Here is a 12,104-nt window from a genome sequence, read left to right on the forward strand (position 1 = left end):
CGGACTACGAATGCGTCAACAGTGCTGCAGATTGCGCTTTATTGCACACCGAGGGCGGACAGCAGCTTGACGATGTCGGCGCGGTGGAACTGCTGCCGCATGCGGTAGGGCTCTGCGCACGGCACGGCCAGCGTGCCGCCGTCCTTCAGGCCCAGCACCAACTGGTGCCGTGCGGTGCAGGCGGCCGCCATGGTGTCGCCGGTGGCTGGGTGGCCGAATACGGGCAGGCCTTCTATCGCGGTGACGTAGGCATCCGTATGGAAGGTCTTGCAGGCTTTCATGCCGTCCAGTATCACCCCGTCCGAGGTTTCGGTGGTGCCGCTGCGGCCGCCGCAGTCGTCGTTCATCAGCTTGACGAAGGCGCGCAGCACCATGGCGTCGCGCACGGCCTGCGACGGGGGCTGCGGCGTGGCCAGGCCGGTGCCGGCGAACATGGCTTGCCATTGCTGCTCCATGGGGCCGTCCGCGCCCAGCAGGCGCGACAGCCAGCGCGGCTGGCAGGACGGGGTGGCCGCGCCGCCGCATTCCAGCGCTTGCGCAAAGTCCGGCTGCGCGCCTTGGCGGAGGCTGCGGTAGAAGGCGTTGATGCGCGCCATCGGCGCTTCGCCGCCCTGGCGCGCCGCCAGCGCGTAGACGTAGGCGGGCAGGCCGCATTTGTATTCCAGCCGGGTTACGCCGATCTGGCGCGGCGTGAGCTGGCGCCAGCTTTTGGTGTCGCTGTACAGGATGCAGGTGGCCAGGGCTTCATCCAGTTCTTCGGCTGCCTGCGCGGGCGTGAGCCAGCCGTTGTGCAGGGAGGCCATCCAGCGCAGGAACTCGCCGCCGCCTTCGTGGATCAGGCGCGCGTCCGGGTAGCTGTCGACCGCGTCGCGCAGCTGGAAGCGGTGGCTGAATTCGTGGGCCACCAGCAGCGTGGCCTTGGCCTGCACGCCGGGGGAGGGATCGGCCGGCCAGTTGTACAGGGCCAGCCGCAGCACGTCGCTGGCGTCGCCGCCTACGTAGGGCGTGCCGGGCGCGGCCACGAAGGCCGCCGCCACAACGGGGCGCCGGAAGACGGCGTCCGGCATGGCGCGGCGCAGATAGGCCACTGTGCCGTCGGCGACGGTCCTGATGTTGGCCACGGTAGCCGGGGACAGGCGCGGGTCGAAATAGCTGGGCGTTTCACCGTCCTGCTGCGGCAGCGGGGCGGCCAGCAGCAGGGCGGGCGTGTCCGGACCCGCTTCCGCCGGGGCGGTGCCGCTGTAGGCGCGGCCGTTGGCGGCGATGCCGGGCGCGGCGAAACGGTAGCTGACCTTGCCGCAGCCGTCGCCCACCGCGTAGTTGGACATGTGGGTGTACACGCCCTGGCCCATGGGAAAGGCGGCCGAATAGCCTGTTTGGCGGATGGCGGCGGGGACGCGGAAGCGCAGCACCGGGCAGACCTCGCCGCTGCGGGCAAGCTGGTTGGCGTCCGCCGTGCCGCACTGGTCCAGCGCTTGCCAGCTTGCCCGTGTTGCGCGGCCGTCGTCGCCGTTCTTGTCGAAGGGCAGCGCCCGGCAGGCGGCGGGCAGCGTGTAGCTGACCTCGAGCGCATCATTGGAGAGTAGTTTTACCTGTACATCAACCTCGGCGCGCACCGCAGGCGCCAGCAGGAACAGCGCAATACACAAAAGCCGCATGTAGGGTCCGGAAAGAAATAATCGTAGGCCTGCAAGATATCATATAAGCAATAATTATTCACGCCAGAAACGGTCGAACAGCGGCTTGACGCTGATGCCGTGCACTGCGATGGAAAGCATGATGACCACCAGCGTGATGTCGATCAGGTTCCTGGCCAGCCCTTGCGGCAGGCCGTGGTTGATGGCGTACATCAGGTAATACACCGAGCCTATGCCGCGCACGCCGAACCACGCGCTGATGCCGCGCACCCGGCCGCGCGCGCTGGAGCGCCACAGGCCCAGGTAGACGCTTAGCGGCCGCGCCACTACAAACAGGAACAGCGCCGTGCTCCACGCGCGCCAGTCCCAGGCCTGCGCCGTCACGGCGCCGCCCAGCAGCAGCACCAGCGTCAGCTCGGACAGGCGCTCCAGGTGCTCCTTGAAGATCAGCGACTCGCCGCTGACGGTCAGTGTCGTCTCGGCCGCGCCTTCGGCGGCAGATGGCGGTCCCGCATGCGCGGTGCTGGCAGGCGGCGCCTTGAGCAGGCCGTGCCTGTCCTTGGGCGCCCCGGCCAGTATCAGCTCGGTCTGACGCAGCGCCACGCCTGCGAAGAACACGGCCAGGAAACCCCAGGCGTGCAGCCACGTGGTGGCGCCGTATACCACCGCGATCAGGCCCAGGCCCACCAGGTCGTCCAGCACCTCGTGCCGGGGATCTTTGCCGCGCAGCGCCCAGCCCAGGCGGGCCAGCGCCGCGCCGCCCGCAATGCCGATCAGCACCGCGCCCGCCGTGCCCCACAGCACGTCCAGCAGCGCCCAGCGCCAGCCAGAGTCGCCCAGGTCGTGCAGGCCCAGCAGGCCCAGGCCCAGCATCACAAAAGGGAAGGCGCTGCCGTCGTTCATGCCGGCCTCGCAGGTGAGGGCGAAACGCAGCTGGTCCTTGTCGCCGGCGTGGCGCACCTGCACGTCGGTGGCCAGCACCGGGTCGGTGGGGGCCAGGATGGCGCCCAGCAGCACCGCCGCGCCCAGCGGCAGGCCCAGCACCAGCGTGCCGAAGGCCGCCATCAGGCCGACCGAGATGCTCATGGACAGCCACGCCAGCCGCAGCGACGGCGCCCAGCGCGCCAGCGAAAACGGCACCGGCATCTTCACCCCCGCCGAGAACAGCGAGACCAGCACGGCCAGCTCGGTCAGCACTTCCAGCATGCCCGCCTGGGCGTAGGGGTCGACCGCGAACACGCCGAGAAACGCCGGCCCCAGCGCCAACCCGACGCCGAGATAGACGATGGCCGACGTTACCGGCAGGCGCGACAGCGTGGTGGCCGCCAGGCCGCGCGCCAGCATCAGGCAGCCGATCAGGATAAACCAGAGAGTGGTACTCATGCTTGAGCAATATACGCGGTGCCTGCCTGCAATGGCGCGGCGTTGGGCTTCATGCCATTTGCGCCATTTTGGTGCATTTGTACAGTAATGGTGCGGCTGGCGCAGCGCTTGGCGGGGGAATAGCACGCTGGTGCTGGCACGCTACTTGCGTAATGCATGTCCAGTACAACACGAGACACGACAAGCGCTACATGCCCGACACCGCCGACCACGCAAACGCGCTTTATAGCGCTAACAGCCAGCCCCCAGGCTCCCGCCTGCCGGGGACGGGCGGCGCTGCGCCGGAGCAGGGCCATGCGCCGTGGCATGCCAGCCTGTCGCTGCGCTTCGCGGACGACCAGGGCACCACGCGCTTGGTCGAACGCCGCCACAGCGGGCCGCTGCGCGTGCAGAAGGCGCTGTATCCGGAAGGGGGCGCGGTGTGCCACGCCATCGTCGTGCATCCGCCGGGCGGCGTGGTGGGTGGCGACCAGCTGGCGCTCAGCGCTGACGTGGGCGAGGGCGCGCGCGCCTTCCTCACCACACCCGGCGCGGCCAAGTGGTACAAGGCCAACGGCAAGGTGTCGCGCCAGAACGTGCGCCTGCAGGCCGGCGCCGGCGCCAGCATCGAGTGGATGCCGCAGGAGACCATCTTCTTCGACGACGCCCACGTGGAGCTGGACCAGGACATTACGCTGGCGGCGGACGCCAGCTTCATCGGCTGCGAAATCCTCTGCATGGGCCGGCGCGCTTCCGGCGAATCCTTCCGCAGCGGCCGCGTGGTGCAGCGCACCCGCATCCGCCATGGCGCCAGGCTGTTGTGGTGGGAGCAGGGCGCGCTGACGCCGGACGGCGTGGCCAGCCCGCTCGGCATGGACCGCTACAGCGTTTGCGCCACCCTGCTGGCCGTGGGCGCGCCGCTGCCCGCCGCCGTGCTGGCGCAGCTGCGCAGCGACGGCGCCGAAGCGGTCGCCGTCTCCGGGGCCGCCTTTGGCGCAACCCAGATGAAAGGCCTGCTGTGCGTGCGCCATCTCGGCCACGACAGCGAGGCTGCACGCGAAATCATGCTGGCCGCGTGGCGCACGCTGCGGCCGCACCTGCTGGGCCGCGCGGCCTTCGATCCGCGCAGCTGGCGCACTTAGGAAAATCATGGACCTGACCCCACGCGAAAAAGACAAGCTGCTGATCTTCACCGCCGCCCTGCTGGCCGAGCGCCGCCGCGCGCGCGGCCTGAAACTGAATTATCCGGAGGCCGTGGCGCTGATCTCCGCCGCCATCATGGAAGGCGCGCGCGACGGCCGCACCGTGGCCGAACTCATGTCCGAAGGCGCCACCATCCTGACGCGCGCCGACGTCATGGAAGGCGTGCCCGAAATGATCCCCGACATCCAGGTTGAAGCCACCTTTCCGGACGGTTCCAAGCTGGTCACCGTACACCACCCCATACCCTGATCCCTGAAGGAGCACATCATGATCCCTGGTGAATTCATGCTCGAAGAAGGCGAGATCGGCCTTAACCAAGGCCGCGAAACCGTCACCGTCGTTGTCGCCAACCGTGGCGATCGGCCCATCCAGGTCGGCTCGCATTTCCACTTTTTCGAGGTCAATCCCGCGCTGGCGTTCGAGCGCTGGAAAGCCTACGGCATGCGGCTGAACATCGCCGCCGGCACCGCAGTGCGTTTTGAACCGGGCCAGACCCGCACCATTGAACTGGTGAAGCTGGCCGGTGACCGCGTGGTGCACGGCTTCAACGGCGCCGTCAACGGCAAGCTGTCCGACACTCCGCCCAAGGCCTGACGATGGCGACTATCCCGCGCGCAGCCTACGCTGAAATGTACGGCCCCACGACCGGAGACCGCATCCGCCTGGCCGACACGGAGCTGTTTATCCAGATCGAGCATGACTACGCCATCCACGGCGAGGAAGTGAAGTTCGGCGGCGGCAAGGTGATACGCGACGGCATGGGCCAGTCGCAGCGCCCGCATGCGGACGTGATGGACACCGTCATCACCAATGCCGTCATCCTGGACCACTGGGGCATCGTCAAAGCCGACATCGGCCTGAAGAACGGCCTGATCGCCGCCATCGGCAAGGCCGGCAACCCGGACATCCAGCCGGGCGTGACGATGGCCATCGGCGCGGCCACCGAGATCATCGCCGGCGAAGGGCTGATCGTCACCGCCGGCGGCATCGATTCCCACATCCACTTCATCTGCCCGCAGCAGATCGAGGAGGCGCTGATGAGCGGGGTGACCACCATGCTGGGCGGCGGCACCGGCCCCGCCGTGGGCACGGCCGCCACCACCTGCACGCCGGGGCCGTGGCACCTGCACGCCATGCTGAGCGCGGCGGACGCCTTCCCCATGAACCTGGGCTTCCTCGGCAAGGGCAACGTGAGCCAGCCCTTGCCGCTGGAGGAGCAGGTGCGCGCCGGCGCCATCGGCCTGAAGCTGCACGAGGACTGGGGCTCGACCCCGGCCGCCATCGACAACTGCCTGACCGTGGCCGACAATATGGATGTGCAGGTGGCCATCCACAGCGACACGCTGAACGAGGGCGGCTTCCTGGAGCACACGCTGGCCGCATTCAAGGACCGCACCATCCACACCTTCCACACCGAAGGCGCGGGCGGCGGCCATGCGCCGGACATTATCGCGGCGGTGGGGCAGGGCAATGTGCTGCCTTCGTCCACCAATCCCACCCGGCCCTACACCGTCAACACGCTGGACGAGCACCTGGACATGCTGATGGTGTGCCACCACCTGGATCCGGCCATCGCCGAGGACGTGGCGTTCGCGGAGTCGCGCATCCGGCGCGAGACCATCGCCGCCGAGGACATCCTGCACGACATCGGCGCCATTTCCATGATGTCGTCAGACTCGCAGGCCATGGGGCGCGTGGGCGAAGTCATCATGCGCACCTGGCAGACCGCGCACAAGATGAAGGTGCAGCGCGGCTCGCTGGCCGAGGACGGCGCGCGGCACGACAACTTCCGCGCCAAGCGCTATATCGCCAAGTACACCATCAACCCGGCCATCACGCACGGCATTTCGCACGTGGTGGGCTCGCTGGAAGTGGGCAAGATCGCCGACATCGTGCTGTGGAAGCCGGCCTTCTTCGGCGTGAAGCCGTCCATGATTTTAAAGGGCGGCATGATCGCCGCCGCGCAGATGGGCGACCCGAACGCCTCCATCCCCACGCCGCAGCCGGTGCATTACCGCATGATGTTCGGCGCCTTCGGCGGCGGCCTGCGCAAGTCCTTCACTTTTGTCTCGCAGGCCGCGTTCGACGCCGGCATCGGCGAGCAGCTGCGGCTGCAGAAGCAGACCATCGCGGTGAAGAATATGCGCACGCTGCGCAAGAGCGACATGGTCCACAACGGCGCCACGCCGCATATGGAAGTCGATCCCGAAACCTATGAAGTGCGCGCCGACGGCCAGTTGTTGGTCTGCGAAGCGGCCGCCGTGCTGCCGATGGCGCAGCGCTATTTCCTGTTCTGACGAGGTTAACCCATGCTTACCCTGCACACCAAGATTGCCGCAGCCGATGCTGGCGGCGTGACGGCGCAGCTTGTGCTGCCTTACGAGCTGCGTGAAAAGTGCCGCCTGCGCGCGGTGCTCAGCACCGGCGAGGAAGCGGCCGTGTTCACCGTGCGCGGCACCGTGCTGCGCGACGGCGACCTGCTGACCGGCGAGGACCGCAGCCAAGTTGTAAAAGTGGTGGCCGCGCGCGAGCCAACCTACAAGGTGACGTGCGCGGACGCCCACACGCTGCTGCGCTGCGCCTTCCACCTGGGGAACCGCCATACGCAGGCGCAAGTGGGCGACGGCTTCCTGCGCATCCGCGCGGACGCCGTGCTGAAGGACATGCTGGCCGGGCTGGGCGCGAACGTGGTGGCGGAAGACGCGCCCTTCGAGCCTGAGTCGGGGGCTTACGGCGGCGGCCATGGCCACAGCCACGACGGCCACGGCGCTCATCCGCTGGCGCCCATCCCGCTGCGCCAGAAAATCCACCGCCCCGGAGACAGCGCGCGATGATGCACGCCACGGCCCTGCTGCATCTGCTGCAATTCGCCAGCCCCGCGCTGCCGATAGGGGCGTACAGCTATTCGCAGGGCCTGGAGGCGGCGCTTGAAGCGGGCACGGTGCGCAACGCGGACACCGCGCGCGCCTGGATCGCGCGCCAGCTGCGCGAGGTGATGGCGCAGTGGGAGGCGCCGGTGTGCTGGCGTTTGATGCGCGCCTTCCAGCAGCGCGACGCGCAGGCCGTGGCGTTGTGGAGCGAGCGTTTCCTGGCCTCGCGCGACACCGCCGAATTCCGCGCCGAGACGCTGCAAATGGGTTTTTCACTGTCGCGCCTGACGGCCGAACTGGGCATCGCCGACGCCGCCGTCATCGCCATGCTGCCGGCGGAAAGCGAGCTGGCGCTGCCGGTCGCCTACGCCTGCGCCGTCGCCGCGCTCGATATCCCGCACGCCGAGGCGCTGCTGGCCATGCTGTTCGCATGGGCCGAGAACCAGGTGCTGGTGTGCGTGAAATCCGTGCCGCTGGGGCAGGTGGCGGGGCAGCGCATGCTGCTGTCGCTGCGGCCCGAGCTGGAGGCGGCCGCGCTGCACGCGCAGCGGCTGGCCGAAGAAGACCTGAGCAACTGGGCGCCTGGCCTGTCGCTGCTGTCGATGCGGCACGAGGTCCAGTACAGCCGCTTATACCGATCATAAAAAGGAAGCATCATGAGTCAGCTAAAACCTCAGTCCAAACCGCCATCCAATCCGCTGCGCGTCGGCATCGGCGGCCCGGTCGGCTCCGGCAAGACCGCGCTGTGCGAAATGCTGTGCAAAGGCATGCGCGACCACTACGACATGGCCGTCATCACCAACGACATCTACACCAAGGAGGACATGGAGATCCTGCTGCGCGCGGACGCCTTGCCCGCCGAACGGCTGATGGGCGTGGAGACCGGCGGCTGCCCGCACACGGCCATCCGCGAGGACGCCTCGATCAACCTGGAGGCCATCGCCCGCATGCAGGTGGACTTCCCGAACCTGGACCTGATCCTGGTGGAGTCCGGCGGCGACAACCTGGCCGCCACCTTCAGTCCCGAGCTGTCCGACCTCACCATCTATGTGATCGACGTGGCCGGCGGCGAGAAGATACCGCGCAAGGGCGGGCCGGGCATCACGCGCTCGGATCTGCTGATCATCAACAAGACCGACCTCGCGCCGCACGTGGGCGCGGACTTGGGCGTGATGGCGCGCGACGCCCGCCAGCAGCGCGGTGCGCGGCCCTTCCTGTTCACCAATCTGCGCAGCGGCGAGGGCGTGGAGGCGGTGATCGCCTTTATTCGAGAGCAAGGCCTGCTGGAGCAGGCACACAAGGAGCAAGCATGACATTACGACTGAATTCCCGCGAAGCGCTGCTGGCGCTGCTGGCCGCCGGCCTGTGCCTGCCGGCGCTGGCCCATCCCGAGGCGTCGCACGGCGCCGCGCACGCCGCTGCCCAGGCGGGCTGGGCGGACGCCTTCCAGGAAGGCTTCCTGCATCCCTTCACCGGCTTCGACCATCTGCTGGCCATGCTGTCGGTGGGCATCTGGAGCGCGCGCCAGCCGCAGGGCAAGGCGCTGCCGCTGGTCTTCCTGGCGGCCATGCTGCTGGGGGCGCTGAGCGGTGTGGCGGGCGTCACCATACCGGGGCTGGAAACCGGCATCGCGGCCACGGTGGTGCTGGCGGGCGTGCTGATCGCCATGGCCACGCGCTTGCCGCTGGCGGCCGGCGCGGCGCTGATCGCTGCCTTCGCCATCCTGCACGGCAATGCGCATGGCCATGAACTGCCGCTGGCGGGCAGCGCCTTCGGTTTCCTGGCCGCGAGCGGCGTGCTGATGCTGGTGGGACGCTGGTTCGGCCGGGCGGCCGAGCTGGGCATGGTGCGCATCACCGGCGCGGGCATCGCCGCCACCGGTGTTCTTTTAATGGCAGCTTAGTTCGGCTTGCGCTCGGACAGCACGATGGGCGCCGCGTTTTCCGGATGCAGGCCCTGGTGGCCTGCGTAGGCGGCGCGGATGGCGGCCATGTCGGCCTCCTGGTCGCCGGTCAGCACCAGGTGGTTGACCAGGCCCAGCGTCTTGTTCGGGTAGTCGATATACACCAGGCATAGCGGCACATTGGCCGCCAGCGCCAGGTGGTAGAAGCCGCTTTTCCAGCTATCGCGGTAGCCGCGCGTCGCTTCCGGGGTAATGCCCACCCAGTACCAGTCGGCCGCGTTCATGCGCTCGGCCTGGCGCTGTATCATGCCGGTCTTGGCGCTGCGGTCCACCGGCTCGCCGCCCATGGCGCGGAACCACTTGCCCAGCAGCGGAATCTTGAACAGCGAGTCCTTGGCAAGCCAGCGGAACGGCAGGTCCAGCGTCCACTTGCCGAAGATGCCGACCATGAAATCCCAGTTCGAGGTATGCGGGTACACCACCGCAATACCGCGCGGGCCGGGTAGCGGACGGTACAGTATGCGCCAGCCGAACGCCATCAACATGCGCAGCGCAATACGCTGGCCCAGCTTGGGCAGGTCTGCCGGTTTTAGTTGATCTTTGTTCATGGTTGGTCTGCTTGCCTGTCGGAAAAAGTGCGCCGGTATTCTATCCGGGTGGCCCGGCTGCGGCAAGCGCGGCCCGCGCCGCTGCACGCCAGACGCACTGAAAACAACGCTCAGCAATATCGCCTCTGGTACAGTCTTCATTGCCGTTTTGTCATTGTTGCAGCTCAGACCGGCACCGGAGACTAATAAATGACAACAAAAACCTTGCTTTGCCTGAGCTTGGGCGCGCCCGCGTCCGCCATGCCGCGCCAGCTGGACGGCCTGCTGCCCGGTTGGGAGTTGTGTCTTGCCGCCAGCCTGCGCGATGCCGCCCGGCAGTTGCGATCGCGTTCTCTCAGTGTAGGACTGTTGCTGCTGGAATACGAGCCGGCCGGGCCGGGCGCAGCCGTTGCCGCCATTGCCGCCGCGACGGCCGCCGCGCTGGCCGAGCTGGACGCGTTTCTGCGCCAGCATCACTGGCTGCACTGGATCGCGGTCTGCCACCGGCCGCTGCTCCAGCACGAGGCTGGCCGCAAGCTGGTGGGCGAGCATTGCTGCGATTTCCACACCTGGCCGCTGGACAGCGCGCGCCTGCGCCATACGCTGGGCCACGCGCTCGGCCTGGCGGCCTTGCGCGCGGTGCCGTTTCCGCCCTTGCCGCAGCGCGGGACCAATGGAAGCTATGGGACCAGCGGCGCCAACGGGCGCCATGAGTCCGCTGCCGTGCAGACGGCGGGGCAACTGGTGGGCCATACGCCCGCCATGCGGCGCCTGTACGGCCAGATCGCGCGCGTGGCCCCGGCCGACGCGGCGGTGCTGATCTGGGGCGAAAGCGGCACCGGCAAGGAACTGGTGGCGCAGGCCATCCATGCCCGCTCGGCGGCCGCCGCCGGCCCGTTCGTGGCCGTCAACTGCGCCGCCATCGCGCCCGGCCTGGCGCAGTCCGAGCTGTTCGGCCATATGCGCGGCGCCTTCACCGGCGCTGCCCAGGACAGGCGCGGTCTGCTCGAGTCGGCCGACGGCGGCACCATCTTCCTGGACGAGATCGGTGATTTGCCGCTGGAGCTGCAGGCCAATCTGCTGCGCTTCCTGCAGGAGAAGTCCGTGCTGAGGGTGGGCGCCAACCGCAGCGTGCTGGTGAACGCGCGCGTGATCGCCGCTTCCCACGTGGACCTGGAGGCGGCGGTGGCGCGCGGCGCGTTCCGCCAGGATTTGTATTACCGCCTTAACGTGCTGTCGCTGGTGGTGCCCGCGCTGCGCGAGCGCAAGGATGACCTGCCGTTGCTGGCGGACCATTTCTTCGAACGCTACGCGGCCGAGCGCGCGCCGCGCCTCCGGGGCTATAGCGGGGCCGCGCTGGCTGCCTTGCGGGGACACGACTGGCCGGGCAATGTGCGCGAGCTGATCAACCGCATCCGGCGCGCGCTGATCATGGCCGAGGGCAGGCTGATCCAGCCGGAGGACCTGGGCCTGGCCGGGACGGCGGCTCCGGACGGCTGCGAGCCGCTGGGTGGCGCCCGCGTGCGCGCCGAGCGGCAGGCGATAGAGGGCGGGCTGGTGCAGGGCAAGAGCATGACCCAGGTGGCCGAGGAGCTGGGCGTCTCGCGCATGACCTTGTACCGGCTGATGGCCAAGCACGGCATTTCCAACCCTGCCCGCGCGCGCAGCAAGTAGCGCCGCGCCCGCCACAGCCGCGTTACAGCGCCTGCGCCGGCATGGCCCAGTTAAATCAAGCGTTTGCCGCCGGAGGCGCTGCCCGGGTTCGTCACAGAAGTGTGACGCGGCCACCGGTCCGGTCCGGCAGCAAGCTGTTGCCATCCTGGAAAGTTGAATGATATCAGAGACTTGCGGCGTTTTTGGTGGCTGGCACCAAGCTTGCAATCCATGCTCTGACCGGGCATATCCCGGCGACTCTTTCAACTTAACCTGGTGAGGCATGGAAATGAAGAAAACAATGCTGGCAACAACCATAGCGCTGCTGTGCTGCGCAAGCGCATATGCCCAAAGCGATCCTGAAACCAACGCCGATGCCATGGCGCGCGCCCTGTCCGACAGCAAGGCGGCGGCGGACCGTGGCGCAACGGCAACCTCGAATTTGAGCAATTCGTTTAATACCTCGAAGGCCACGGCGATCAGCCGGCTGAACGGCGAGGTCAGCGGCAACGCTGTGCATCACATCGGCAATACCGCCGGCAACTGGGGCAGCAGCAATGGTGGCACTGGGGAGGGGGGCGTGGGCGGCAAAGCCACCGGCGGTTCGAACCGGGGCGCCGATGGTGGTGACGGCGCCAAGGCCTACGGCGGCGACGGCGGCAACGGCGCCAGCGCCTATGGCGGCGACGGCGGCGACGGCGCATCCGGCGGCAAGGCGCGCAATGGCAGCGCCAGCAGCGGCAAAGCCTATGGCGGTGAGGCCTATGGCGCGAATGGCGGCAAAGGCGGCAGCGCTACCAACGCCACCAGCGGCCGGGCTGGCGACGGCGGCGCGGGTGGCGACGGCGGCTACGGCGGCCGGGCGGGCGCCAGCAAGGGCGGAGCGGGC

At 68.3% G+C, this 12,104-nt stretch carries 12 protein-coding genes and 1 pseudogene; 10 read left to right on the forward strand and 3 right to left on the reverse strand.

All coding sequences use genetic code 11. The features are described 5' to 3' along the window. Nucleotides 1-38: 38 nt before the first annotated feature. Complete coding sequence (locus tag GTP77_RS18335; protein ID WP_161073587.1) at nucleotides 39-1,658, reverse strand: hypothetical protein; 1,620 nt, start codon at nucleotides 1,656-1,658, stop codon at nucleotides 39-41. 54 nt (nucleotides 1,659-1,712) lie between these two features. After that, nucleotides 1,713-3,020, reverse strand: coding sequence for a cation:proton antiporter (locus GTP77_RS18340; RefSeq protein ID WP_161073588.1), 1,308 nt, complete (start codon nucleotides 3,018-3,020; stop codon nucleotides 1,713-1,715). Nucleotides 3,021-3,211: 191 nt separating this feature from the next. Between GTP77_RS18340 and GTP77_RS18345 the strand changes: the two genes are divergently transcribed. Genes GTP77_RS18345 through GTP77_RS18380 form a run of 8 tightly spaced genes read left to right on the forward strand, consistent with a single transcriptional unit; the run spans nucleotide 3,212 to nucleotide 8,975 of the window. Continuing rightward, nucleotides 3,212-4,141: an urease accessory protein UreD gene (locus tag GTP77_RS18345; RefSeq protein ID WP_161073589.1), complete on the forward strand. Its 930-nt coding sequence runs from the start codon at nucleotides 3,212-3,214 to the stop codon at nucleotides 4,139-4,141. 7 nt (nucleotides 4,142-4,148) lie between these two features. Next, the gene (locus GTP77_RS18350; protein ID WP_161073590.1) at nucleotides 4,149-4,451 is read left to right on the forward strand and encodes an urease subunit gamma; all 303 of its coding nucleotides are present in this window, start codon (nucleotides 4,149-4,151) and stop codon (nucleotides 4,449-4,451) included. 18 nt (nucleotides 4,452-4,469) lie between these two features. Beyond that, entirely contained in the window at nucleotides 4,470-4,796 is a 327-nt protein-coding gene (locus GTP77_RS18355; protein ID WP_161073591.1) for an urease subunit beta, read from the forward strand. A gap of 2 nt (nucleotides 4,797-4,798) precedes the next feature. Further along, nucleotides 4,799-6,499 (forward strand): urease subunit alpha, encoded by a 1,701-nt coding sequence (gene ureC, locus GTP77_RS18360; RefSeq protein ID WP_161073592.1) that lies wholly within the window; start codon nucleotides 4,799-4,801, stop codon nucleotides 6,497-6,499. A 12-nt stretch (nucleotides 6,500-6,511) separates the two neighbouring features. Beyond that, the gene (gene ureE, locus GTP77_RS18365) at nucleotides 6,512-7,036 is read left to right on the forward strand and encodes an urease accessory protein UreE (RefSeq protein WP_161073593.1); all 525 of its coding nucleotides are present in this window, start codon (nucleotides 6,512-6,514) and stop codon (nucleotides 7,034-7,036) included. Next, nucleotides 7,036-7,716, forward strand: a complete 681-nt coding sequence (locus GTP77_RS18370; protein WP_161073608.1) for an urease accessory protein UreF — start codon at nucleotides 7,036-7,038, stop codon at nucleotides 7,714-7,716. Before ureE ends, GTP77_RS18370 begins: the two co-directional genes overlap by 1 nt. A 12-nt stretch (nucleotides 7,717-7,728) precedes the next feature. Beyond that, nucleotides 7,729-8,385 carry an urease accessory protein UreG gene (gene ureG / locus GTP77_RS18375; protein WP_161073594.1) on the forward strand — a complete coding sequence of 219 codons (657 nt, stop codon included), beginning with the start codon at nucleotides 7,729-7,731 and terminating at the stop codon, nucleotides 8,383-8,385. Further along, on the forward strand, nucleotides 8,382-8,975 hold the full coding sequence (locus tag GTP77_RS18380) for a HupE/UreJ family protein (protein WP_161073595.1): 594 nt from the start codon (nucleotides 8,382-8,384) through the stop codon (nucleotides 8,973-8,975). Before ureG ends, GTP77_RS18380 begins: the two co-directional genes overlap by 4 nt. Here the strand turns inward: GTP77_RS18380 and GTP77_RS18385 are convergent. Next, the gene (locus tag GTP77_RS18385; RefSeq protein ID WP_161073596.1) at nucleotides 8,972-9,583 is read right to left on the reverse strand and encodes a 1-acyl-sn-glycerol-3-phosphate acyltransferase; all 612 of its coding nucleotides are present in this window, start codon (nucleotides 9,581-9,583) and stop codon (nucleotides 8,972-8,974) included. The genes GTP77_RS18380 and GTP77_RS18385 overlap by 4 nt on opposite strands. Nucleotides 9,584-9,772: 189 nt before the next feature. Here GTP77_RS18385 and GTP77_RS18390 point away from each other — a divergent pair, with 189 nt between their 5' ends. Then, complete coding sequence (locus GTP77_RS18390; protein ID WP_161073597.1) at nucleotides 9,773-11,236, forward strand: sigma-54 dependent transcriptional regulator; 1,464 nt, start codon at nucleotides 9,773-9,775, stop codon at nucleotides 11,234-11,236. A gap of 280 nt (nucleotides 11,237-11,516) precedes the next feature. After that, nucleotides 11,517-12,104 (forward strand): annotated as a pseudogene (locus tag GTP77_RS18395) (hypothetical protein); the annotation flags it as partial.

It is taken from the genome of Pseudoduganella aquatica (genome assembly GCF_009857595.1).
Taxonomy (GTDB): Bacteria; Pseudomonadota; Gammaproteobacteria; order Burkholderiales; family Burkholderiaceae_D; genus Rugamonas; species Rugamonas aquatica_A.